Source organism: Thermoplasma sp. Kam2015, from assembly GCF_003205235.1.
GTDB lineage: Archaea > Thermoplasmatota > Thermoplasmata > Thermoplasmatales > Thermoplasmataceae > Thermoplasma.
On record NZ_QJSM01000020.1, the window covers coordinates 118,345 to 143,081 of the forward strand.

The 24,737-nt window shown below is 41.2% G+C and carries 25 protein-coding genes and 2 pseudogenes; 17 read left to right on the forward strand and 10 right to left on the reverse strand.

The window, feature by feature from the left end:
* Nucleotides 1–186 precede the first annotated feature (186 nt).
* The 5 genes from DMB44_RS09270 (at nucleotide 187) to DMB44_RS03790 (ending at nucleotide 2,357) form a co-directional block, all read left to right on the forward strand.
* Nucleotides 187–576: a CRISPR-associated endonuclease Cas1 gene (locus DMB44_RS09270; protein WP_153280125.1), complete on the forward strand. Its 390-nt coding sequence runs from the start codon at nucleotides 187–189 to the stop codon at nucleotides 574–576.
* 140 nt (nucleotides 577–716) lie between these two features.
* Nucleotides 717–929: a hypothetical protein gene (locus tag DMB44_RS09555; RefSeq protein ID WP_237265292.1), complete on the forward strand. Its 213-nt coding sequence runs from the start codon at nucleotides 717–719 to the stop codon at nucleotides 927–929.
* Between the two features lie 31 nt (nucleotides 930–960).
* A complete protein-coding gene (locus DMB44_RS03780) occupies nucleotides 961–1,476 on the forward strand; it encodes a hypothetical protein (protein ID WP_110640989.1) in 516 nt (171 codons plus the stop codon).
* The gene (locus DMB44_RS03785; RefSeq protein ID WP_110640991.1) at nucleotides 1,460–1,891 is read left to right on the forward strand and encodes an FkbM family methyltransferase; all 432 of its coding nucleotides are present in this window, start codon (nucleotides 1,460–1,462) and stop codon (nucleotides 1,889–1,891) included. Before DMB44_RS03780 ends, DMB44_RS03785 begins: the two co-directional genes overlap by 17 nt.
* 49 nt (nucleotides 1,892–1,940) lie before the next feature.
* Entirely contained in the window at nucleotides 1,941–2,357 is a 417-nt protein-coding gene (locus DMB44_RS03790) for a hypothetical protein (protein WP_153280126.1), read from the forward strand.
* A 1,120-nt stretch (nucleotides 2,358–3,477) separates the two neighbouring features.
* On the opposite strand, the gene DMB44_RS03795 is transcribed toward DMB44_RS03790, so the two are convergent.
* Complete coding sequence (locus DMB44_RS03795) at nucleotides 3,478–4,692, reverse strand: RNA-guided endonuclease TnpB family protein (RefSeq protein WP_110640995.1); 1,215 nt, start codon at nucleotides 4,690–4,692, stop codon at nucleotides 3,478–3,480.
* A 266-nt stretch (nucleotides 4,693–4,958) separates the two neighbouring features.
* On the opposite strand from DMB44_RS03795, the gene DMB44_RS03800 reads away from it, so the two are divergent.
* The 10 genes from DMB44_RS03800 (at nucleotide 4,959) to DMB44_RS03845 (ending at nucleotide 12,291) form a co-directional block, all read left to right on the forward strand.
* The gene (locus DMB44_RS03800) at nucleotides 4,959–5,243 is read left to right on the forward strand and encodes a DUF6364 family protein (protein ID WP_110640997.1); all 285 of its coding nucleotides are present in this window, start codon (nucleotides 4,959–4,961) and stop codon (nucleotides 5,241–5,243) included.
* The gene (locus DMB44_RS03805) at nucleotides 5,224–5,658 is read left to right on the forward strand and encodes a type II toxin-antitoxin system VapC family toxin (protein ID WP_161952092.1); all 435 of its coding nucleotides are present in this window, start codon (nucleotides 5,224–5,226) and stop codon (nucleotides 5,656–5,658) included. The genes DMB44_RS03800 and DMB44_RS03805 overlap by 20 nt, the downstream gene beginning before the upstream one ends.
* A 273-nt stretch (nucleotides 5,659–5,931) precedes the next feature.
* Nucleotides 5,932–6,687: a hypothetical protein gene (locus tag DMB44_RS03810; RefSeq protein ID WP_153280127.1), complete on the forward strand. Its 756-nt coding sequence runs from the start codon at nucleotides 5,932–5,934 to the stop codon at nucleotides 6,685–6,687.
* Nucleotides 6,688–6,712: 25 nt separating this feature from the next.
* A complete protein-coding gene (locus DMB44_RS03815) occupies nucleotides 6,713–7,465 on the forward strand; it encodes a hypothetical protein (protein WP_153280128.1) in 753 nt (250 codons plus the stop codon).
* Nucleotides 7,466–7,958: 493 nt separating this feature from the next.
* Nucleotides 7,959–9,458 carry a PQQ-binding-like beta-propeller repeat protein gene (locus DMB44_RS03825; protein ID WP_110641007.1) on the forward strand — a complete coding sequence of 500 codons (1,500 nt, stop codon included), beginning with the start codon at nucleotides 7,959–7,961 and terminating at the stop codon, nucleotides 9,456–9,458.
* Nucleotides 9,459–9,546: 88 nt separating this feature from the next.
* Nucleotides 9,547–10,818 (forward strand): MFS transporter, encoded by a 1,272-nt coding sequence (locus tag DMB44_RS03830; RefSeq protein ID WP_161952093.1) that lies wholly within the window; start codon nucleotides 9,547–9,549, stop codon nucleotides 10,816–10,818.
* Between the two features lie 108 nt (nucleotides 10,819–10,926).
* Nucleotides 10,927–11,163 carry a nucleotide-binding protein gene (locus DMB44_RS03835; RefSeq protein ID WP_110641011.1) on the forward strand — a complete coding sequence of 79 codons (237 nt, stop codon included), beginning with the start codon at nucleotides 10,927–10,929 and terminating at the stop codon, nucleotides 11,161–11,163.
* Nucleotides 11,164–11,355: 192 nt separating this feature from the next.
* Entirely contained in the window at nucleotides 11,356–11,472 is a 117-nt protein-coding gene (locus tag DMB44_RS09800; protein ID WP_237265275.1) for a cyclase family protein, read from the forward strand.
* 169 nt (nucleotides 11,473–11,641) lie between these two features.
* A complete protein-coding gene (locus DMB44_RS09565; protein ID WP_237265276.1) occupies nucleotides 11,642–11,878 on the forward strand; it encodes a hypothetical protein in 237 nt (78 codons plus the stop codon).
* 50 nt (nucleotides 11,879–11,928) lie between these two features.
* The gene (locus tag DMB44_RS03845; protein ID WP_110641013.1) at nucleotides 11,929–12,291 is read left to right on the forward strand and encodes a hypothetical protein; all 363 of its coding nucleotides are present in this window, start codon (nucleotides 11,929–11,931) and stop codon (nucleotides 12,289–12,291) included.
* Nucleotides 12,292–12,380: 89 nt separating this feature from the next.
* Here the strand turns inward: DMB44_RS03845 and DMB44_RS03850 are convergent, their stop codons facing one another.
* From DMB44_RS03850 to DMB44_RS03870, 6 genes and pseudogenes are all read right to left on the reverse strand, one after another.
* A complete protein-coding gene (locus tag DMB44_RS03850; protein WP_237265277.1) occupies nucleotides 12,381–12,992 on the reverse strand; it encodes a hypothetical protein in 612 nt (203 codons plus the stop codon).
* A gap of 559 nt (nucleotides 12,993–13,551) precedes the next feature.
* Nucleotides 13,552–13,752: a nucleotidyltransferase domain-containing protein gene (locus tag DMB44_RS03855; RefSeq protein WP_110641017.1), complete on the reverse strand. Its 201-nt coding sequence runs from the start codon at nucleotides 13,750–13,752 to the stop codon at nucleotides 13,552–13,554.
* A pseudogene (locus DMB44_RS03860) lies at nucleotides 13,728–14,053 on the reverse strand (HEPN domain-containing protein). The gene DMB44_RS03855 and the pseudogene DMB44_RS03860 overlap by 25 nt, the downstream one beginning before the upstream one ends.
* Before the next feature lie 174 nt (nucleotides 14,054–14,227).
* Nucleotides 14,228–14,806, reverse strand: a pseudogene (locus DMB44_RS03865) (RNA-guided endonuclease InsQ/TnpB family protein); the annotation flags it as partial.
* A 64-nt stretch (nucleotides 14,807–14,870) separates the two neighbouring features.
* Entirely contained in the window at nucleotides 14,871–15,005 is a 135-nt protein-coding gene (locus tag DMB44_RS09645; protein ID WP_255414309.1) for a hypothetical protein, read from the reverse strand.
* Nucleotides 15,006–15,193: 188 nt separating this feature from the next.
* The gene (locus DMB44_RS03870; protein ID WP_110641023.1) at nucleotides 15,194–17,005 is read right to left on the reverse strand and encodes a DNA/RNA helicase domain-containing protein; all 1,812 of its coding nucleotides are present in this window, start codon (nucleotides 17,003–17,005) and stop codon (nucleotides 15,194–15,196) included.
* Between the two features lie 91 nt (nucleotides 17,006–17,096).
* On the opposite strand from DMB44_RS03870, the gene DMB44_RS03875 reads away from it, so the two are divergent.
* Nucleotides 17,097–18,164, forward strand: coding sequence for a glucose 1-dehydrogenase (locus DMB44_RS03875; protein ID WP_110641025.1), 1,068 nt, complete (start codon nucleotides 17,097–17,099; stop codon nucleotides 18,162–18,164).
* 53 nt (nucleotides 18,165–18,217) lie between these two features.
* On the opposite strand, the gene DMB44_RS03880 is transcribed toward DMB44_RS03875, so the two are convergent.
* From DMB44_RS03880 to DMB44_RS03890, 3 genes are all read right to left on the reverse strand, one after another.
* Nucleotides 18,218–18,853, reverse strand: a complete 636-nt coding sequence (locus DMB44_RS03880) for a trans-aconitate 2-methyltransferase (protein WP_237265279.1) — start codon at nucleotides 18,851–18,853, stop codon at nucleotides 18,218–18,220.
* Nucleotides 18,854–18,944: 91 nt separating this feature from the next.
* Nucleotides 18,945–19,607 (reverse strand): TIGR00266 family protein, encoded by a 663-nt coding sequence (locus tag DMB44_RS03885; protein ID WP_110641029.1) that lies wholly within the window; start codon nucleotides 19,605–19,607, stop codon nucleotides 18,945–18,947.
* Between the two features lie 74 nt (nucleotides 19,608–19,681).
* The gene (locus DMB44_RS03890) at nucleotides 19,682–23,698 is read right to left on the reverse strand and encodes a thermopsin family protease (protein ID WP_237265280.1); all 4,017 of its coding nucleotides are present in this window, start codon (nucleotides 23,696–23,698) and stop codon (nucleotides 19,682–19,684) included.
* A gap of 151 nt (nucleotides 23,699–23,849) precedes the next feature.
* Here DMB44_RS03890 and DMB44_RS03895 point away from each other — a divergent pair, with 151 nt between their 5' ends.
* The gene (locus tag DMB44_RS03895; protein WP_110641031.1) at nucleotides 23,850–24,719 is read left to right on the forward strand and encodes a phosphatidylserine/phosphatidylglycerophosphate/cardiolipin synthase family protein; all 870 of its coding nucleotides are present in this window, start codon (nucleotides 23,850–23,852) and stop codon (nucleotides 24,717–24,719) included.
* Nucleotides 24,720–24,737: the final 18 nt, after the last annotated feature.

Consider the following 24,737-nt stretch of genomic DNA (forward strand, 5'->3'; position numbering starts at 1 on the left):
GAGAATATAATAAAGATATTCCAAGAGCTGATTTTCAATTATGCACGGTACATGCATCAAGGAACTTTGAATCAGATGTTAGTAAATATGATAAATAAACGATAGATGAACATTTCAAGAGATTCATAAATTAGAATTCAAATTCCTATGGAATAATAAATACTCTCGACTGATTATAACATCTATATGAACAGGAGAAACAAAAAAATTCAGAGAGTTAATTATGACAACATAACCACTCTAATGATATATGAAGGGTGCATTGCATCGGCTTACTGGTCTGAATTATCTAAAATATTCAATTCGTTGGCCAAGGTTTTTCATTTTGAAACAAGGAAAAACTTATCATATTTGTGGAACATGAATGCATCCGATCCAGTAAATGCCTTGCTGAACTACGGCTATGCAATACTTGAATCAATAATAAGGAAAGATATCAACACGATAGGTCTTGACATATACATAGGATGTCTGCATGAAACGGCACCGTCCAGCATCCGCCTATTTACGATTTACAGGAACTGTTCAGGTATGTTGTTGATTATTCAGTCATCGAAGTACTGGAAACAGGATTGAAGAAATCGGATTTCATAACAACCGAGGATTACCATATCAGATTGAAGCCAAATACAGCAAAGCTATTGATTGAGAAAATTAAGAACAACTTCAACAAGCGTTATGAGTTTAGTAATAAACAGCATTTATTAGAGAACATCATGTTTGAGAATGTCAGGGAATTGAGCAGATACATATTAGGAAAGGTCAAAGAGCTTGAGTTCAGGATACCTGACATTGCGATGTCAAGGAATGATGACATTGAAATGAGGAATATGGTCATGTCAATTGATCCTGATAAAAGGAAAGAGTTGAAGATAAACAAATCTACATTGTGGTATGAACAGAAAAAGATTAAAAGGGAAAGACCATAAAGATGTATGGAAAAACAAAGGTGAAGATTGAATGAGGCTAACGAATAAAATAAATTACCTTCATCTTCTCCGGAGAAACTTCAATAATTGGTTATCCATTGGATTATATTTATATAGGGGAAAGTGGGCTCTCCCATCAAACAAGAAATTCCTGGTGGTATTGCGAGATCATACTAGGATCAAACTTTGGGGTTTAGAGATAAATCTCTTGTTTTCCTTATTAAGAAAGGGAATACATATAAATGATGCACTTGACTGTGTAATCAATAACAGAATCCCATTTAAAAATGAATTTGACGTGGAATATAACATCTCAATAAAGGGGTGGTGCAATGAAGGAAACATAAATAATGGAAATATTTTTGATGTCTTTTTATCAGAAGAATATCGTTTTTTGAATGTCTTTGAAATGGACGTCATAGATGTAGGAGCGAGTATCGGTGATTCCCCTATCTATTTTGCCCTGAGAGGAGCAAAGAGAGTAATAGCTTTAGAACCTTTCCCCTATTCATATTCGTTTGCAGAACTCAATGTCAAAAAAAAATAACCTGACTAATAAAATAGAAATATTAAACGCGGGATATGGTGAAGATGGATTTGTTATCGTTGATCCAGATAAAGAATCTTTTGACTATACTCAACTATCTGCTTCTGACAAAGGAATAAAGATTCCAATATATTCATTGAAGACCTTAATTGATCATTACCAAATTCATGAAGCGGTATTGAAAATGGATTGTGAAGGTTGTGAATATAATCTTTTAAAGGAAAATAACGAAATATTAAGGAAATTTAAACAAATTCAGATCGAATACCATTATGGCTATGTGGAGTTGAGGAAAAAACTCATGAATGCAGGATTCGACGTAAGGTATACGCAGCCACATAAATTTTATGATCGAAGAGAAAAGATAAATCCTAATATGGAACTGGGATATGTCTACGCTGTCAGAATGGACTAAATTCTGCTTTCTTATCTGATAGTCAGACTAAACTTGAGAAGAATTGTCGTTGCCTTCACGGGAATACTTGCATATCTTAGAGGACGTCCTGGCACAGTATGTAAGGTATGATGATCACAAATTCGATTACATCGATAACATAACTGTTAAGAAGCACATCATTGCTGGCCGCATTCGATACATTGGTAAGGAAACTAATAACCTCGATGAAGTTGAGATAACTGGATTAGATGAAGATTATTACTTAGAGTATACAAAGGATCATGAGATTGTTAACAGCAAGGAATTTCTTGATTGGGTTTTAACGTTGAAGCCGAAGAATATCAGAGATAGGGGAATATCACATCAAGCCCTATATTACCAAAGAACAATAATTAAAAACGGAAAGAGTTTAAACGTTAAACAAAAAGTTGTTAAAAACTTATTACAACTATACAAGGAGACTGTATTAAAAAACAAAAAATAATATTTTTATTCTAAGATTTTACTTTATATAAGGTGCAAAAGTTTTCGGCTTGTCTATATCCCCCGACATATAATGGACCTTAAAAAATCTGAACTATCATTAATATAGGTGTATCTTGTCCTACGCTGTATAACCGTAGTTATACGGCGATATTGATTGACAACCATCTATCAATATATCCTGCCTTGTTTGGCCATGAAATTATGACAACCATGGTTAGTGATAAAATGGATCGGATATTTAGTTTACAGCTTTATGAAATGTCAAGCCCACCAGTATACGCAATTGAATCTAAAAAGGCCTTTACAGGACCTATGTTGCCTTAATACGCCTTGGAGCATGGTAATGGAATGTTGGTAAATCCAAGAGAAGGTAGATGAATAAATTGGCCATTTATAAAATAGCAGATAGACCATAACAACTGAATCATAATAAGTTGCTGCATTCAATATTAATCAAAAGAAGGCATTATAGAGCGACACTCATCCCTATTGTATAGTCCCTTATTATGTCTATGGAATATCGAAATAAATACTATTTTATATTGAAGAATGTCTACAAATAAAAGATATTATACGATTGTATTTTATCTATGATGAATTTATAATCGATTCTAGGAGATCTGATCTCATTGTCGATACAAATACATTCTATGCGTGCATAATACATTTACGAGCGTTGGTTATGAAAATTCATAGATTTCAATTCATGTTAAGCGATATACAATATCATATTTTTAAAGAATCGAAATTAACAATATAAAGTTCTATATCATGCGGGAAAATAAGATGAGAGCCATGATTCTTACAAATTATTCAGAAATAATATGCGTTGGAAAATATGAAATCAGGACATCTACCTATTATATGACATCGAACTTTGGGATAGCACTTCTTGAGTGCGACTTCAATACAAAGTGTTTCCCATCATAAATGTATTGTGAAATATGCACTACTTAATCTCGATAAAAGCGATATTTAGAAGATTCAATATCGCAAGTTCACTTACTTAAATATTCAATGCAATCCTGGTGTAATACCTTATGAATTTTCTTTGAACAGCATGTTTTACATCTTGTCTTAATTCGACTATACTGCATTTACTGTGAGCTACTCCTAAGTTAAAGCATCGGAGCTTCCTTTCGTCGAAGAGACCTCTGCCTTTCCGGACATCCGTACAAGCCCGATGTTGCGATCTCCATAGGCGTGAATTCGGATCGCACCGATCCTACTCTTATCAATCCTATTTTCCTTATGTTCTTTGATGCGTTGTGATCCCTGTCTATGATGAGACCACATACATCACAATGATATATGCGATCTGATAACTTCAGATCATGCTTTATGTTACCGCATGATGAACATATCTTAGATGATGGATCGAATCTTCCTATCCCTATTATATTCTTTCCATATTTTTCTGCTTTCCATTCCAGTCTCTGCTTGAAGGAATAGAAAGAAACATCGTTCAGACTCTTCGATATATGATGGTTCTGCATCATTCCTTTTACGTTCAGATCTTCGATGATGATGGTATCGTACTGCTTGGCTATCGCAGTCGATATTTTATCATCGAAGTCCTCACGCATGTTTCTCAGCTTCATGTACTCTTTCTGTAATTTAAGTATATGCTTCCTTCTATTCTTCGATCCATTCTGCTTTCTCGATAGCTGCTTCTGGAGTTTCTTTATCCTTTTCTCTAGCTTCTTTATGAATCCTGGATTCTCTATTGCTATACCGGGGGAAAGAGTTGCAAATTTCTCGATGCCTAGATCTATGCCAACGGAGTTCTCTGCAGATAATGGCTTCTTCTCTGGTAGTTCCTCTGGTATCTCATATATTATGGAGCAGTAGTAATAACCTGAATCCTTGGTTATTACTATCTCGTTGATGTCTTTAATCTCGGACAGCTTCTTCTCAGAGCCCTTGAAGTATATGCCTTCTGAGAACTTTGGGAAATATATTCTGTTTCCTTGAATTTTGATGTGCTGTGGTACTGCAAAGTATTCGTTGATACCTTTCTTTTTGAATTTAGGATGTTCAGTATTCTTATGGAAGAAGTTCTTGAATGCATTGTCTAAGAAACGTAGGGACATCTGTAAGGATTGTGAGTTTATTTCATACAGCCATGGATATTCCTTCTTGAGTTCGATGAGCATGTTCTGTGTGTCCAGATAGCTCAATGAAGATTTCTCCGCATCCCTATGCGTTATATAGTATTCATCCCTCTTCGCTAAGAAGTAATTGTATACGAATCTACAGCTGCCAAAGTGCTTCTCCAGTAAAATTTTCTGTCTTTCATTTGGATACAGCTTCACTTTGGCAGCCGTTATCATTGATTATAGATATGATGAGATTATTTATAGATCTTTCATGTATTGGGGGGAAGTCCGTGTATCTCCTCCCTGAAGGTCGGAGCTTTCTTGCTCTTTTTTCTGTAAGGTTACAGGATTTATATTTAATGATAAACGTAAGACGATGACTATGCTCCTTAAATACTGCAGGAAGAAAGTATGAATCATCTTATAACTTCAAAGTTAATTCGCAGCTAAGGTCTGAATCAACAGAAAATTTTAATACGGATTACCGTATATACGGCTAGATGGTTAAAAGCAAGATAACAGTATCTGTAGATAAATCGGTGATCGAAAATGCAAAGTTAGCCCTGTTGAAAAAACGGAGGACACTTAGCGATTACATAGAAAAATCACTTCGATCACTTTCAACATCAGAGATCATTACTGATCTATGCGAGGAGCTTGACATTGATTGCGAATACATCACCGGAGAGAATGTTGAGAGGAACAGACCTGATCTTACTGGCAAGGCCTTGGCAGAAAATGAAATAAAGGAGATGAGGGGTGAACGTGCCTCGCATCTATCTTGATACCAGCATCTTGGTCAAGAGATATGTTAAGGAGGAAGGAAGCGCAATAGCTGATGAATATTTCCATCAAGCGGAAAGAGGAGAGTCGGTTATCTGCTTATCTGAAATCAATCTTGGTGAAGCGGCCGTTGTCTTCGATAAATACTCTAGGAAGATGGATATTGATGCGAGGAATCGCATGCAGGTTATGTTAAGCGAACTACGATCCCTTGAAAGATCCTCTTCAGTGGAAATATATCCCGTTGACAGTCATACCTTAAGAAAAGCAATCAAAATTGTTCTGGAATACCATATATATGTGGTGGATGCAATTCAACTTGAGACCTGTATTGAAGCGGGTGCAACGCTTTTCTGCTCTGGAGATACGGAACTCAATGCTATCGCCAGGAGAATCGGCATCGAGACCGTACCCTAATACCCTCTCATCACAAAAGGGACGGAAATTTCTTACTCGACGACATGCAGCTGATGTCCGCATGAATCAGGTATCCCGCTGGAGACGTTTTTGCGGACATGCATTCGGATTTCAGCGATCTTACCAGAGACAGAGTTTTCGTGCAGAGCTAATGCCAAAATAATAAACAAGATAAAAATTGGAAAATCCGCAAAAATTCTGAAAACAAAGATATCAGAAGGTATATTTTTATTAATACAAAGCTTTAAATAATAAGTCTAATTATTAAAATTAATGGGTTCTTCTTCCCTTTCTAAACGGAAGGTCATAGTGATTTTCGTTTCTATCGTTTTAATTTCTGCTTTTGTAGCATGGTTGGCTCATATATCATTGAATAAAAACTCAAATAATGATCAGACTGGATCTGAAGCCAATTATAACGTGACTACGTTATATTTTAATGGATATCAATTCACATTAGTAGCAGGAAAACAGGTCATAATTTCTGGTCCAGATATGTCGATTATGTTAAATTTCTCTCCCTTTGTGGGAAAGAATGGCAAGCTTTTGAATGATACTCTGGTCTTCACCGGATATCATATAATAAATGACAGTGTGCAGAGATCTTTGGTGCTCATAGATACATATACAACCGGATCCATCAGCTACATATTCAATCCAGATAATAATACAATTGGCCTTGCATATGTGATGTCAGAGGTTGACAATATGTATGTACGCTTCAATTTTTCAATTGGACAGGCTTACGAAATATATTCAGGAGAATTCCTTTATCAATACACCCCTAGCAACCCGAATTACGGAACTTATCTTGTTTCGTCCGGTTTTCAGCATAGGCAGCTTTTCTATGAGGAACTTCCGTTTACATCCGTCACAATTTCCTGGGAGCAAATGCCTACAAACTTGATCTGTTATGAAGATATTTCTATAACCCCCGGCGGAGATTATGTGCAACTATTAACCGGGCCATATAATATTCCACAGAACAGCTATTATTCCTATAATGCGTTTTCTATTCAGGTGGAATGACGCCAAGTGTTGTATGGTGATATTCATGAATAAGAAGATTGCTGCAATCATTGCAACCATGATTGTCATACTGATCGTGAGCTTGCTCGCATTCTATTTCTCTCAGAGTCCAGTTCCGAAGGCTTCGGTCAGAAAGGTGTATCATGAATTCCATGAAGGGGCGCTACATCTGGATAACATCACAGTAAACATACTAGGGGGAGGATATTCCAGTCTTAAGCGGGGAACAAGCAACCATACTATATTTTCTGGTTTCTATTTTAGCAATGAAAACGGTAATATTACAGGAGATTCCCTGACATTATCGGACTCAAATACGTCCGCCATTGAGATTATAAACATCACCAACCTGCAGCTGATCATAAAGTATGACTTGTATAAGGATCGATTCACGGAGACATATGCCGTGAAGAATATGGGAAATTTTCAACAGCCATTGAACTTCGTATTGAACCTGTTTTCCTTCAATTTGACAAACGTGACCATATTTGAGGGGTATCCCAACTCATCCACAAATATAACACTCTCTCCTCAGACATTCTTTGGAATTAGTGAAACATACGATATGTATGATACTGCGATATATGGTGTTCAATGGGGAAACGGAACAAATGTTAGCGTGAATTGGTACAGCTTGGAGGGTATGCTGTCCAGTTCAGAATTGACGTTCGCAGGGGAACCGTCCTATATCTCAACGCAAATGTACGTCTATTTCTCAGGCGTCAAAATTCCGGAGGGGACCACGCTGGACATAGGAAATATATTCATGTCCTTCTAGACCGATCGATGGATACCAAATTGGCAAAATATATGAATCACTGAATTTGCTGTGATTCCCCTCTTTCGCTTAAGGAAAAATTGTCCAGCCATCAAGATATCCGTTATCGACAGTTATGGCAAATATGATAGAAAGAAAAATAGTTGAAGGGAAATGAGAAAAAAACACAATGTGCACGATCGTATCATATTTAATCCCAATAAGTTCATCGCCATGAATATATGCAATGTAATATCGAATATCAAAAACATTAGAAGATCCGTCAGTGATGACTATATGCTTCTCAAAATGAAGGATATTTTTCTTATCGCACATCAGATAATAAAGAGTGGATTGCTTGGTCTCCAGAATGGATATTAAAAAAAATTCTTATGGTCAAGACAGTCAGATGTGCAATTATCCGAAAACTCCAGCGGATGTGGGATGTGACGTCAATCTTATATTTTCATAGATCTGACTAAAAGATATAAATATGATTAAAAGATACTAAAATATGAAGAAGTCTATACCTAATATATTAGTGATCGTGATAGCTATAATAGTAGCTATTTCCGCCTTTTTCGTCGGATTCTATGTGCACCAACCTACAACCAATAAATCGGAGGCCTACGTGGTGCATATGGATGGTATCGCCATCTATGATACCTATTACCCATCGAACCTCAGTGGCCTGCAAAAAATAGGCCCAACCTCCTGGACTCAGTATGCTGATAACCAGTCGAGAAATCCGGTATTCAATTCCGATCTCTCAGCGAAATGGCTGATAACGCAATATCAGAATTTCAGCAATATCAGCGCCTTCATGACCGATTTCAAGAACCTTGGATATGGATGGATAACCGGGTACGCACAGATGACAGGCGATGTTGTTGGACCTAGCTTAGTGAACGGCATAGTTTATGTGACATCCAGTATGGGTATGCTCTATGCCATCAACGCAGCTACCGGTGGAGTCATATTCATGTTGAGCGTTCCCTCTTCATCATTCATGTCTGAAGCTTTGATATACAATGGCATAGGTTATATAGGATTGGGCAGCGCATTCTTCACCTACGGCCAGGGCCTACTGAATGCAGTTGGAGGCGGCCACCGTGGCATGTACACGGGAATAACGGGCGTTCTGGCATTCAATGCCACTAACGGTAAACCAATATGGTTTTACATGACAAAGTCGCAGGCAATGCCGACCGGCCTAATTGCAAACAATACGCTATACTGGGACGATGGGGATGGAAACGTATACGCCTTTAACCTGACCACAGGATCGATCATCCACAGGTTTTATTTTGATGGCAGCGCCAATATGGCAAGCCTGGCCTACTATTCCGGGAAGCCCGATCTAATAATAGCCGGATTCTCCCCAGGTTATCCAGTCAATATGTCTGCGCTCGTTGAGCTTAATCTCAATCTAACTCCGTACAGGATAATAGACGTTCCATTTGGCGCAACATCAGGCGTGGGAGATGCAGTGCCAGCGGTCTATGGAAATTATCTTGTGGACAGTTTCACGGGCTATCCCGTTTACGAAGGGCCAGAGCTGACGCAGATAATGGTGAAACAGGTGTTCATGGTGGCGAATGTTCTCACAGGGAAGATAATCTATGATGAGAATCTAACCGGTTTCTACCATGTGGGCGGCACGAATAACGGCAATTCGCCATTGGTGATAAACGGCACAGCCTATGTACCATCGATCATCGATCACGCGGTCTTTGCCGTCAACATATCCACTGGAAAGATACTCTGGAAATCGGCCAGTCTGAACCAATATGCATTCCTGCATGATCAGCCGACATTCTACAAAGGTGATCTGCTGGTGCCTGATCTCAATAGCATCACTGTTCTGAATTCGTCGAACGGCAATATCATCGATAATTACACGACGCCATACATATATGCCATACAGCAGCCGCTTGTGATAGGCAACACGATGATCGAAAGTTCAATAATGAACTACGTTTATGCCGCACCATTGAATAACGTTATGGATTAAAATAAACCATTAAAATGACTACCCATTTTATTTATTTTATTCTTGAGGAATTTGAAGATAGTGTATCCATCTATTCATGTTTTCCTCGATGCTAACCAATTTTCAAATATCAATCGGAACATGCCTTTTTAAGGGATGGTATCTGACAGAAAGGAATTCGGCCATAGAGCATCTTCCGTCTGTATTCTTTCGCTTTCTCATTTCAAGGGCATTTGCTGCTATTGCCGTAATGGCATACCTGACATTTTATATGTGGCTTATAATAGTACTATATCATTCGGTTTTTCTTTCCGGTATGATCGTGACAATATACCTTAGCGTTGATATCCTACTCTCCTTTCCAATCGGGCATCTTATCGACAGGCATAACAGCACCGTTCTTAATATGTTCTCAAGTGTTCTGATGCTCTCTGGAATTTTATTGATGTTCACAGGCTTCAGTCTCCCACTTTTATATTTCAGCACAGGACTGCTTGTTTCAGGCTTCAGCCTCAAAGTGGACTCATTCCCAGCTGTAATGAAGAGGCATCTTCATGAAGTTCAGTTTAAGAGGGCCGTGTCGATAAATTATATGAGTGTTAGCGCATCCTCATTGATTGGAACTCTTGCGGGTGGGTTGTCCATCATCTTTCTGAGCAAATCATTTGATTATGCTATCCTAAGTCTGGTCATTGTCTCATTGGTGCTTTCCTGGCCCGTAGATGAAGTTTCATACAGATCTAGAGCCTCGGATATCTCCAGCAGGGGCGAGATGAAGTACATAGGATCATTTTTACTAAGGATCTCAGGATTTCTTATACTAGCATTCTTCATCAACGGATTATTCATCTCATTGAATACCTATTCATCTGGACTGTTTCACCTGATTCTCAAGGCATCCCCGGTGTATTATACGATGTTTAACATCGCATTACCATTAGGAATGATAGCTGGATCTCCGATCACAACAATTGGTTATTTCAAAAAAGATAGACCAATTCTGATATCGATCATGATACTTCTGTTTTCACCGCTCATATTCGTCTTGGCCGTCAGCTCTAATCCATTACTTGATATCATCGATGCATTCGCTATCGGATTGATTCTTCCAATAATCAATATTCCGATAACTGCAAATCTCATGCGTATAATTCCGCAGAACATATATGGGCGAGTGATGTCCTTCCTGAAGATATTCTCTAGCGGGGCCTCACCTGTTATGGGTGCGGTGTTCTCCACTTTATCACTGTTTTCCTCAATCCCTAACATCCTCCTGCTGGTAGCTGTACTTGTTCTGCCTCTGGCTGTGTATGGGATGATCATAATTCCAAGGTTCTTCAAGATTGGTGATCATGGCATACATCAAGATCTGGCAAAATAATCCTTGTATCTCGTACAGAATCTTAGATCAAGATATCTATTTAATAGTACGACGCAGATCAAGGTCGTTATAACTACCTTTATATGTTAATTTCTCTTGATCAGAACCATGGAACACAAATGCAGCAATTGTGGAACTGAGATGGAGAATGTGGGAGATATGAAATTTAGAGTAGGGGGCTTCACTGGTATAGGCGGTATGTTCCTCGGAGGATGGAATGATATTATGGAAACAACACAGACGTTCACCCTATATCGATGCCCTCAATGTGGAAAGGTCGATTTTTACGAGCCGAATGCTGGCAATATGGACACTCAGGGAACAAAGAAACATCATCTGCTTTAAATATATGTTTTCATTGAAATTATTCATAAAATAATTTATTACTGCTTATAATATTTAATTATTACAAGAGTTAGAGCAATACATGATCTGACGGTAGCCTCAGAAACGTACATGCTTTTATGACCAACCAATTCACAGCTGGACATAAAACCACTTGGTACCATTGCAAGAGATGGATATAAGATAGAAACTATGAATGGTGTAACGCATTCCGGCACTCACATCGATGCACCCGATCATATGCTCGAAAGTGGATCTTCGTTAGATAATATCGAAATTGATAGATTCGTGGGACAGGACTCAGCTTGAAGGTAATACCAGATGGACATTTCATAGCATCAACCCACTTATAAGAGAATTGGAAGGAAGAATACGATGGATCCATAATTTTCATAGAAACGGGCTGGTACAAGAGGCGCGGATATACCAGGGAATTTCAATTTGAGTTTCCGGGCATCCCGAAGATGCCGTTGAATTTTTGATAGAGCGAGATGCGAAGGCGATCGGAATAGATACGTTCGGCATCGAACTATACGAGAACTCAGAATTCAGAGTTCATAGGCGGCTTCTATCGCAAGGGATACCGTCTATAGAAGATATTTGTTGTCTGGACGAACTTGAAAAAGGTAAACCACATATGATCGCTGCATTGCGTTTAAAAATAAAGGCCGCCGGTGGATCTATGGCTAGAGTGATCGCGAATGAATTTGAATAGGATCTTACATATTAAAATATTATATTTTGATGGGGGTATGATCGAGAGCAATGAGGGCTGGATATATTTACATGATCCTATTTTACGTGATATTCATAGTGGCATTTGAATTCCTTCTACCAGTATTTCTGCCGAGATACAGCGCATATTTTGGCTATGTGCCAATCTTCTTCTTTTTCCCATTCTTCATGTTTGGTAGAAGATATTCCGGCAGTGAACATCAGCATCCAACGCCCGCCTCGGATAGTGATAAAAAGGATAACATGGAAGATTATCAATACGATTATAGAAACAATAACTATGATGAATTTGGAATTCCAAAAAGGCACAGGGATTCAATATTTTTCTATGCATTAGGCTTCGCCATACTGATAGCTGCTATCATAGTATTCTTCTTAAAGATACCTCTTTGAGTAAACATCATGAAAATTATCTGGAGTTCTCGGTGAAGAACTGAGAATATAAGATGAAGATAGCATTTTTCATGATTCATAATTAGAGATCACTGTGATGCCCTTCTGAGATCCTCCCTTGCTAGCAGGAGAAGTATACCTGCGATCACGCCGTTAAAGATCAAGGCCAGTACGCCAAGGCCAACACTGTCCTCTTCGTATGCAGAAGCTGCATCCCCGGACAATATGTATCTTCTTATCTTCAGTATTCTACTCAGTATGTAGAGGCTTATAATAGCCATGATGAGAAGAAATACCAAAGGTATCGCGAGGCCAGCAAACACAGGGTTCAACGTTGTAACTCCATTAGGCGAAACAGCGGTGACCGATGTGACGGATATCAAGGTTATAACAATTATTCCAAGAAAGATAGCCACAACACCTATTATTGAGAAAACCTCGGCGATCAAAATCATTGTTGGCGCAGATCCCATATCCGAAGACGCTGCCTTTCCAAGATCCGAATAGGATACTATCTCACCATTGCTGTCCAGATTGAAAGAAAAACGCTTCTCTTCATTATTCATTATGAAGGAGCATCTTGCATTCCAGTATCCATTACTCAGCTTCTTTACGGAGAATACATTAACGCTGTTTTCAATCACGCCGTAGTTCATCAACGCCCATTCCTTTACCTTCTTTATAACGTACTCTGAGTTCACATCAGTCAAAGTAAATTACCCATTGAATATAATCTTTGCATTATTTAAACCTTTTTATTTAAAAATGCACAACGAACATATGAAATATGAAAGAGAAACTAGGTCTTGTAACATGAATACAAACTGAAATCAAACGCCATCAATCGTGAGGCCTCTTTGTAGTTGTGTCCCCTATAAAGAATCAGCAAGCTGCTAAATATGCTGGAAAAGCCTATTTCCAAGATAAAGCGGATAGTTCCCAATTCCATCCTGTCCTATCATTATTGACCAAAAATATTCTCACAGAAACATTAACAATATCTATCTTCATTGCGTCAGGGCTCTTTATTTGTACAAATTCATAACATCTCGAGAAAATCTCGTTTTAAATCCCTTCGGATAAGCCATATATTGGATCTATGGTCTGTTAGATGTCAGTTCTCTCGTGAAAAGAGACCAAAATCGTCCCTTATGACTACACCTTTTCTCAGTGCATCTACAATGAATTTGCTGTGTGTTCTCTGCATCTTAGAAACTTCCTCGGGAGTAAGCATAATATCCCCATAACCAGGTGGCAAGTCTAAACTTTTGAGCCTCTCAAGAGGGTCCCCTTGAAATTTCCAATTATCAGAACATCCACATCGCCCCATAAGTTGAAGTCGCCTCTCGCGTAGGAACCGATTAAAACTACACTGCATCTGAAATCCAGACTCATGGCGAATCTCGAAATGTCCTCAATTACTTTGGTTCTTTTTTCTATGCGCTTCTGAATGATTCCCATTTATTTTCTACCTCGGAAATGATGGTTTCAGCACTGGTAATGGCCTCTTGAGCATCGTCCAGAGAATAGTAATCTTCATGGGAATCGTCAGACCGGGCATCTGTATATCTTGTCTGGATATAGTACCTGTCAATTTTTTCGCTAAATTTATCAGATCTTCGCCGAACTTCGCCTTTCCAAGCAGCACTGAAACAGAATAGCCAAATGAATCCTCGCCGATTCCACGAAGGTAAGCTTTGGCTGCAAATTCGGCTGTTTGCTTCGCCTTGAAGCACGCCAAACTATAGAAACCAGTACTCATATCCGCATGAGCCGACTTAGGCGTATATTTTGCATTTTTAACCACCTACCGAACTCCTCCTCATCGAGATAACTGCTCACCATTTTCAGAACCTGAATTGATATATAAATTCTAATAGCAAGTGCATTCGTACGGTAGTGAGCTACTCCTAAGCTAAAGCATCGGAGCTTCCCTTCATCGAAGAGACATCTGCCTTTCCGGACATCCGTACAAGCCCGAAGTAGCGATCTCTACAGGCGTGAATTCGGATCGCACCGATCCTACTTTTATCAAACCTATTTTCCTTATATTTTTTGATGCGTTGTGATCCCTGTCTATAGTTAATCCGCATACATCACAACGATATATGCGATCTGATAACTTCAGATCATGCTTTACGTTACCGCATGATGAACATATCTTAGATGATGGATCGAATCTTCCTATTTCGATAATGTTTTTACCATACTTCTCTGCCTTATAGAGAAGCTTTTGTTTGAAGGAATAGAAAGAAACATCACTTAGACTCTTTGCAATATGGTGGTTTCTAAACATGCCTGATACGTTCAGATCTTCGATGACTATGGTATCGTAATGCTTGGCTATCGCATTCGATACCTTGTCATAGAAGTCATCCCGCATGTTTTTAAGATTCATGTACTCCTTCTGTAATCGTCTTTTCATTTTCTCTACCTTCTTTATGAACCTTGGATTCTCTATTGCTATACCATTCGATAAGGTTGCAAATTTTTCGATGCCTAGATAGATACCAACGGAGTTCTCTGCAGATAATGGTTTCTTCTATGGTAACGACGGAGACGCCGGAACCTCCGAAGCTTCAGCGAGAAGAGTATGTCAGGTATTTGACGCTTATCTTCTTTCTATCATCGGCTGATACCTTAGAAACTACAACGCATTTCTTGCTCCTGGTGAGAATTATGAAACCATCTCTTCGTGAGATATCATATGCCACATTCACCGTGTGACGGTTCGCATAGAAAATGTACCCAAGGATTATGAAGGACGATGGCTTATATTCAGCCCACCTGTGATAATGGCATCAACGATCTGATCGGATATGTTCCTGCAAAGAAGTACATGGCTATCCAAATTCAGTACTATCAGATCTAAGGACATGTGTTTTATGGTATATAGAGCCGCTTAAAGCTTATCATACCCCATAATCGCATCTTTTCTTATCCTATCTATAACATCCTTTATGTGCTGTCCCGTCTGCTGATCTTCGAAGAACAGATCTATCCCGCGAATTCCTCTTGTCATAAGAGTATAGTAACGGTTTCTTATCAGTGTCATCGCAACATCATTGTCTTTTTTGGCCATTCTTTTCAGCGAATAATTATTGCCTATAGTATCAGTTATTGCGTCTGCGTTGATCTTCCAATTGTTGTTTCTCCAGACAAGATCCCTGCCCCATACAAGCCCGATGTAATCTGCTTCGAACCCTTGGGCGCCATATACCGAGGCGCAGTACTTCAGAGGGTCTAGTTCACCCCTCCAATATCTTGGATATTCTGTCTTTTCATCCATAAGCCAATAAATATCTAGACCTGAATTTTTATACAAATCGAAGTTGGACGGGAGAGGGTACCCGATACGTCTGTTCTGAACGCTGGTCGGATTTTTCTTATCTCCTTTGGATTCTGTGAATGCACAAAGTAGTCCTATCTTGTTTCCATCAGTATGTTTTTTTCTCAGATCTTCGATAAGATTCGATATGTGGTCGAACATATTGATCTCATAGTTCAGAGTATCAGGCGGCTTCTCATTCCATAGTATATGACGCACAAGCTGCAGATAGTTTCTCGAAATCCTGAACGAACCGGTGAGATGCATCTCGGTTGTGTTCGTGCAGTACCGCCTGAAGTTCTCTTGAGTCCCCGCTTCGTCCCCAATGAGTATCTGTGAATCATCGTAGAAGTAGACCTTAACATTTGACCTGGATTGCGTCGTCCTGATGACATCCTGAGTCATCCTCTGCGCCTCGTCGTAGATTATCAGATCCATATTGCTGTATCTGGAAGCATCGAAATTCCGTTCTCCTATACCCACTCCTCTTCCTGTTGAATAGTACTGTATGAGGGAACTTATGTTAACGCTGCCGGCATTAAGATTAAGAACCTGCCGCATGGTGTTCAGGAGCCTGTTGTTCCTGTATGCAAGCAATGCTTTGTATCCATTTTTAATGGCATCGAGGAGAAGCTGAAGGGCTAACAGCGTTTTCCCGGAACCGCTCTCACCTTTTATCAGAAATGTTTTATTTTCCCCGTTTTTGAGTGCATCTTGCACTTTGTGCATGATCATGGCCTGCTCCTCGCTCAGGCCATAGCCCTTTGACAAAAGCGTTAAGGAAGCGTTCCTGATGATACTGTTACCATTCTTTATTATTATATCTATGAGATCATCGCTTATGGTGAATCTTCCAGTGACTATTGTGTCAACATCATCGTTTCCTCCGGGCTTACCAATACTTCTTATTTCATGTATAAGATCCTCTTCGCTATACGCTATTCTACAGGAATTAGACTTATACTCAGGATGATTGTACATATACAGAATCCCCGTGTAATTGACAATCTTTCCAGAGGTATGGAAAAACTTCATCTTTGAAACGTAATTATTCAGTTGATAGCATGGGTCTATGTGATAAGCATTATCAGCCAGAACGACCATATCGCTTATTCGTTTAACGTTTCTCCATCCTTTGACCTCCACAATGATCGCATTCCTCGTGTCAACTGCGATGAGATCTGCGCGATCGAGCCCAAAGAGAGGGACTTCAACGAGGATTGGATAATCCAGCTTCATCTCTATTATATTCTTTCCTAAAAAAGTCCAAGCGCTCTTCTCTTCAGGTGACGGTTCATCTCCATAATAGCGGATAATCGCCTTACTGAGATCGCTTACCATATCCTCGGGCTTGTCATATTGATTGATAAGAAGGGGAAGGCTCATTGAAATATAACGAATTCTTAAATAAAAACATTAACGCGCCCAGTAAAGTACCTATAGTATGGCGTATATTCTATGGTGAGATCACTCGACTATGAAGGCGATCACCGTAAGACCTCATGGGGCTGGAGCCCGGGTAGAGCACGTTGAAATTAAAGAGAAGGGAATGAAGGTAAGAATAATTGAAAACGGAATATGCGGTACCGACAGGGAGATAGTGAAAGGCCTGATGTCAGCTGCGACCGTCCCAGAGAATTACGATTTCCTTGTACTAGGCCATGAAGCATTGGGCATACTTGAAGATGATACCGACAATCTGAAGAGAGGGACTATTGTGATGCCCATCAACAGGCGTGGATGCAATAAATGCATCAACTGCCTGAACGGCCGTGCTGATTTCTGCGAGACAGACGATTTTGTGGAGGCAGGCATCAAGGGGATGCATGGCTTCATGCGCGAGTATATATATGACGATCCGAACTATCTTGTTCCGGTTCCACCGCAGATAAGGGACATAGCCATAATGGCACAGCCCCTATCGGATCTTGAAAAGTCAGTCGCGGAGATGATCGATGTTCAGGGCAGGCTGCACTGGAGATGTATTGATGCGACTTACGGCTGTAGGAAAATGCTTGTGACCGGTACGGGAACTATCGGGATCCTTATCTCAATGCTCCTGAAGACCTATGGCTTCGATGTTAGTATAGCAAACAGGCGTGAACCCACCGATGTCGAAACGAGGATATTCGAGGAGGTTGGCCTGAAATTCGTCAACACGTCTGCGCACCGCGACGACGAGAAATATGACGGTGTGATAGAAGCCTCAGGATCGGACGCCTCTGTCATTGAATATGCTATAAGGAGGTTGAAGAATAATGGTTTTCTTGGGCTCTTCGGGTTCATTCGATCGGGTACGCTGTCCCTATCCCCTGTTGATCTGCAGTCCTTAGTTTACAGATCAATATCCATCACCGGACTGATCAATGGCCAAAAGCCCCACTTCGAGACTGCCATTAATCATCTTGTGCAATGGAAGACTCAGTATCCTTTCACCACATCTCATTTTATCACAAGGTCCGTGAATATATCTGATCAGAAATCAGTACTCAATGTTCTTGAAAACAGAATTCCAGGAGAGATAAAGACAAAGATACTCTGGTGAAGATTCAGTAGATATCCTACTATATGCATCAGAAAATATTAAATGTTAAATCATCAGACATCGCTGCATTTTGATCTGAGACCGACCAGAATATATCGCCATGCTGCATTCTTTTTCTGGTCCCTTGGTTCCATCGCAAATTCAGGTTCAAAAATGTTCGATATCTTCGACATATCTCTTCTGAACGGATCCACCAGAATGGATGAGATTCCTTTCCTTATGAAGCCATCGGCATCTATGAAGTAGCTCCCGCACCTGAGTATATTCCACACGTTCCTGTAGACATCGAACCTATGCCTTCCCGTATTGTGCAGCACCAGGTTTGATACAGCCAGATCAAATTTATCATCCACGCGAATGCTCTTGGTAATATCAGCCTCGACGATGGCAACTCGATCGGAGACTCCAGCTATCTTCAGATTCTCCATAAGCTTTTCTTTGGAATTATCCGCAATCGATGGATCGGAAAACGTATCTATCGCAGTTATCCTCGCATTTTTAAAGTATGTAGCGCAGAGTACCGTAAGGAAACCAAGGCCACAACCAATATCGACTATTCGAATGCTTGCATCCTCATCCATTCCGATCTTCCTGAACGCCTCTACAAACATGACCCTGGCCAATACACGCAGTTTCTCCGAATCTTCCCTGGACGAATGATGATACACTCCATAGTCTGGATCGGGCATCCATACACCTAATGATATGATCCATAATACTCTTGTTCATGCGATAGCTGCCTTTAAAGATAAAATGGTCAAAAAAATAAGGGGATGATGATCACTGCCTCACGATCAGCTTTGCGGCAAGCTGGAAGAGTGATATGGAATGTATCCAGACCCTCCCAGGGCCTCGCATGTGGGCAAAGAACAGACCCTCACCTTCCAGACCACCGAGTATCATCGTTCGAAGACCACCTATACGCTCTACATTGTACTGAACGGAGTCGTCGAAAGCAAGCACATGGCTGAGCTCGACATTTATCTCGTCACCAGGGCCAAGATCCTTTTCTATAACCTGCCCATGGCCGTGTAGAAATATGGATCCGCTTCCGCTGAAATGCTCAAGGAACAGACCCTCGCCACCGAGAAGCCCCTGCCATATACCTGCGAACTTAGTCGAATACTGAATTCCTGAATCCATGCATAGAAACGCATTGAACTCTGCGATGATACCATTTCCTTTCAGATCGATCCGGTGTATCTTTCCGGGCAAAAAACCTGCAGAGGCTATCTCACCAGGTCCATCGACCTTCAGAAGAAAAACGGCGGAACCGCCAAGCATGTGCGAAAAAACACCTCGGAGTCCTCCAGCTCTGACATCAAGCCTTGAGGATCGATCCTTGTATATCAAATGGCCCGGTTCAACATAAACTGATTCACCATCGGAAAGCTTTGCCTTCAGATACTGAACATCTGTACCCTGAATCTCATAATCTACCATACGATGAGATGTAAAATAATTATTAAATTTTTGTTCTTATAAAAAAGATGTGTATAAAAAATTTGAAATACTGTTCACAGCCCGTAAGCTATGAGCAGTGTATCAAGATAGTAATTCGCCAGATCCACTGTCATGTTGAACGCATTGAACGATCCGATGCCGACGAAATCATTCCATCCCTGTCCAAGGTAGCCGCTTCCCACCATGTTTGGATAGGGCTGCACGTAATCCACCATGTAGTACGCGGGCAGACCGAATTCGTTTCCATATCCGAGATCGTAGAGCGCGGGTTGTATCCATCCGAAGTATCCAACAGATCCATCAGCGTACACGAATGCTGATTCTATATCTGCAAATATCCCAGCGGATATTGGAGTGGCAAAACTTGTCCCTCCAGCAACACCAAAGTAATGCTTGAATGCGAAGACCATCTTAGCTGCCGGCATGGCAATATCAGGCTGACCCCGGTTGGTGAACGTTGATGGTACAACTATCAGCTCCGAGCTCTGATATGTTGGCCTAGCGAAGAAGAAACTGTTACCTCCTCCTGATCCGACAGGGCCACCATACCAGCTGAATTCAGGCTGATACCATGCGTACTGTCCGACGATGTATCCTGACTGGTTAAGAACTGGATATACGCCTCCAACGGACACAATGTATTCCGATGCCATGACTGTTAGATAGTAAATGCTGTGGCTGTCAGCTGATCCAAGGAATATTGTCGTACCCTCTGCTGCTGCCTGCAGCCCTATTAAGTTGTATATCTGAGCGAATCCAGCATCATGGTGGAACTGTAATTCTGCCCAGCTACCAGATATTATCTGAGGATGTATTACATTCAGCATGTAGTAGATCTCAAGGTTTATAGCATTGTCACCTATTCCCGTCAAATTGAAGGGCTGCATCACATCGTAGATGGTGGCATTTGGCGCCATGGCTCCAGACCACTCAACATCAAGATCCGCCTCAACACCCTCTGGATATGGGTTTTTTCCATTGGGTGTAAGATTGACAAAGACGACCTGCGGATTGTGTATTCCATACTCATCCCAGAACATGGAGATCGCGCTCATATTTGCTGATTCGCCGACGCCCAGTATTCCTATCTTGATACCGTGGCCTGTGAATCCCATATTCTCAAGCCCTGTAACGTTATAGAATTCCGCGAGGTGAACCGGCGTAAGGAGACTGCTAGAACCGTTTATACCGCTGGTTGGGACCAATGCTGTATTCGATATCTCTGTCTTGACTTCCTGCCTATTTTTAACGCTCAATAGGGCTTCGCTTGAATAGCTCAGGCCGTAGACATGCATTATGAGGCCGGAGAACTGCGCCGGTATATATGGATTGGCAGTATTGGTCATGAATACCGCACCGCTGCCCCCCGGATACGTGAACTCGTAGTTGAACAATACCGTACCGAAGACCCTCTCAAACATTCCAACCGTTCCATGAAGCACTATGACGAGAGGAGCATAACTGTATGACCAGACCTTGAAGCCCATATTGGAATAATATGCTTCCACCTGCATGATCTGAGACTCCGATGGATAATAATGCGCCATGAATTCCTGAGGCGTGAGATAGTCATGGAAATACGGACTCATGGGAGAATTCACAGCGGATACGAACTGTTCAAGTTCGCTGAGGTTTGTCAGGTTGAGATAAAGCGTCACGTTTATGACATCATCTGGATTGACTGGCCCAAGATTGAGTAGATACCGCTGGAAATACGGAGAGGTCATAAGATAAGGTACATTTCCATTCAGTGTGACTGAATTGGCCGGCTTCAGGTCTATGAGATTGAGCGGTTCATAGTCCCCGCCGTATTCGATCATCCCATCATCATTGTACGGAACAGTTCCATTGAAGTTATACCAGAAGTTACCTCCCTGGTAATTTCCACCCACTATACTGCCAGTAAGAATCTGCCCATCAAACATATGAACGTTGGTGGCCGGCTGCACTGTGATGTTCCACATGTTAGTATACATGGCGGGATTTCCACTGTATATGCTGATGGATGGGCTTATGGCAGTGATCTCCGTGGAGAAGAAATTATTGTATATGGTGTTGTTTGAAGAGTATACGGCAAGCCCCAGAGGTTCACCCCAGAGATTCCATGCCTGCTCAAGCTCCGCATTGGCCAGCTTGGGCGAGTTCACAAAGTAGTTGCCCCATACCGTATTATTTGACCCTCCATATATCAATGCAGAGGAATCCATGGACATGAAGACATTGGACGAGATGAGTGAGTCCGAAGTATTCCAGAAGACCACATTGGCCAATGGCTCTCCGCTGTCATAGGCCGTGAACCAGCCAGTTATCTGGCTGTCTCTGAGGATGAAATGCGAGGATTGGAATATCCAGTAACCAAGATAATTGTACGGAATCATTCCCTCGAAGAGCGCATATTCCTGGAATATGCCCTGATACAGCACCGGTAATGTCGGCATGCTTGAAGCCATCACATAGGCCGAAGTATTCATGAGCATGACGCCTGCAAACTGTGGGTATGAGTAATCGTTTATCTCTCCAAAGAGCGGGCTAATGTATCCATATTCATTGTTGAAGAGAACGTATGGATCAGATACAGAACCATCACCAGACATGGATATGTTCCTGATCTGGTTATTGTTAACAGCCATCAGCGGAGTGTACAGACCGGCTGACATGTCCAGTGGAAGTACAAATGTGTTGGATGAAGACAGCATCTGTGCCTGTGCGCGGTGATCGCTGAGCAGGGCCAGAGCCGCATATTCTCCGGCTGGGAGCCAGAAGCTGTATGAACCTGAAGCCGTCAGCGGAACATAGCCTGCCTGACTGTAATTCACGACGTTACCTGGGCTTATGAACAGGAACGCATTGCTTGGACTCACATCTCCCGTGAAATGATCCATAACCTTAGCTGAAGAAACATTCCACATGCCATACAGAAGCGAGGGGCCTGTGCTTAGGATTGCCTGATCCTGAGAATTCCATGCTACGGCAGCACCAACGGACGTTTCTCCAGTATCTGTTCCGAAATCGAATGCATTTGGAACGTTAGCATACGATTTGGGAACAGCGGGCTTACCTGGCGGTGATGGTGGTGGAGGTGGTGCGGGAGGATGCATCGGATTGGTCGCAGAGATGTATTTCAGCTGCATCATCCCGTTAATATCGGTGAACGTCGTCGTCGATCCTCCGCCTGGGCCTCCCATCATTATCTCAGCATCATAGAGCAGTCCGGCCGGATTAAGCTGGGTTCCGCTGACCCTGAAATAGGAAGGTGGCGCTTTGTAAGCTGGCGGCATGCCATAAGTGGAGTTAAATGTCACGCGATCATATGTGCCACTAACACCTATCGTCGGTATGGAATAGTTGAAATAGAAGACGTTATTGCCATCGATCTCTGAGGTGTTCATATAGAGCAAGAGGGTGAAGGGTGTCGGAAGATAGAATGTTGGACCAAGCGCTATGTGAACTCCTGGATACGGATATATGGTTCCGGTTGAGTTGAGTATCGCGTTGCTTGTCACCTCTGCACCTGGACTGCTGAAATTCCAGATATTATCAACGAAGCTTATTTCATGCGTTCTGACGGAGTATGTAGCCACGTTCTGAGTCCAGAAGGTATAGGATGAATTTCCGAACAGCGTCGTGTTTGCGGTAACGGTGTTGAGTTGGAATGTGAGAGATGAAGGTGCATCATCTGCAAGATTGAAGACGCTAAGATTGTTAATATCAATAACCGCCTCAAAGCTGGATGCATAATAATTGTTTCCAATCAGTGTACCTGACATGTTTTCAAGCCCGAAGAAACCTATACCCATCGGGGCAGGTGATTGCGTGTACAGTGGTTCAACAGTTCCGTTCTGATACAGAAATCTGTGGTACTTTGCCGGAAGATAAAGATAATTATTCACTGGTTTCAGCATGCTGGTGGGTAACTGTTTCACCGGCTCTGTTTTGCCTGGGCTGCTGGCTATTCTATGCGTCGATATATTCGATGCGTCGTTGAAGGCAAAATTCACACCCAGGAAACCTGTTACAGCAATGACAGCCACAATGACTGTCAGCAGAAATATCCTTCTTTGGTTCATCATTCAAAAACATGGCATATACTTGATAAATATTATGAAAAAATGATATGTAACTTTTATACGTATCAGAGTTAAGATCGTGATATAATTCAATTTGTTGTATCGGTGTCTGACATGGAACTATTTTGTATGACGCTGTCATGTCACAGCATCCATGAAAATAATTGTTGAACCAGACGAGGGAATCGGTCCTGTAATAGATATGATAAAAAAGGCCAGGAAATTCATATATGCCAATTTCTATCTGATTGACAATGATCAGATACTCAGCGCTTTGAAGGAAAAGAAAAGGAAGAAGGTCGACGTCAGAATAATCTATGATGGTCGCCCATATGGTGAGGCAAATTTGAGTCAGGAATCGGATGCAATAAAAAATTATGGGTTAAACTACAAAACGGCTCCAAAGCAGTTTGACTCACCCGGAGTATTCGACCACGCGAAATATATGGTAAGCGAGAAGATCGCAATAATAGGAACAGCAAATGCAACGGACGCGTCCTTTAGCAAGAACAGGGAATACATCTACATATCAAAAGACCGACGAATAAGAAAGGCTTTAAAGGCACTCTTTCTCGCTGACTGGAATGATGTAGGTACAAAACGGATAAGAATGCCACACGTACTTGTGATATCTCCCGGATCAGAGAGGATCATCTGCACGTTGATAAGAAGGGCAAAATTCATCGAAACAGAGGAGATGGGCGATGATCCTGCTGTACTGGATGCCTTGAAGAAGAGGAAGCGTATAAAAATGATACTTCCATCTTCCGTAAGTTCCGAGGACAGGCAGCGGCTTATGGAATTGAAGAAGGCCGGACTCAGGATCAGGTTGATGCCCGTCAACAAACGCTACATGCATGCCAAGATGATATACGGGGATAGGGTCTTCATAGGATCTGAGAATTTCAGCTCCACCTCCCTGAACAAAAACAGGGAAGTCGGGATAGTATTCGATGGATTTCTATCGAAGAGAAAAGTGAAACGTCACTTCAGGAAAGACTGGAAGATATCTATAAAATTCTAGCATTGAAGAATGGCAGGA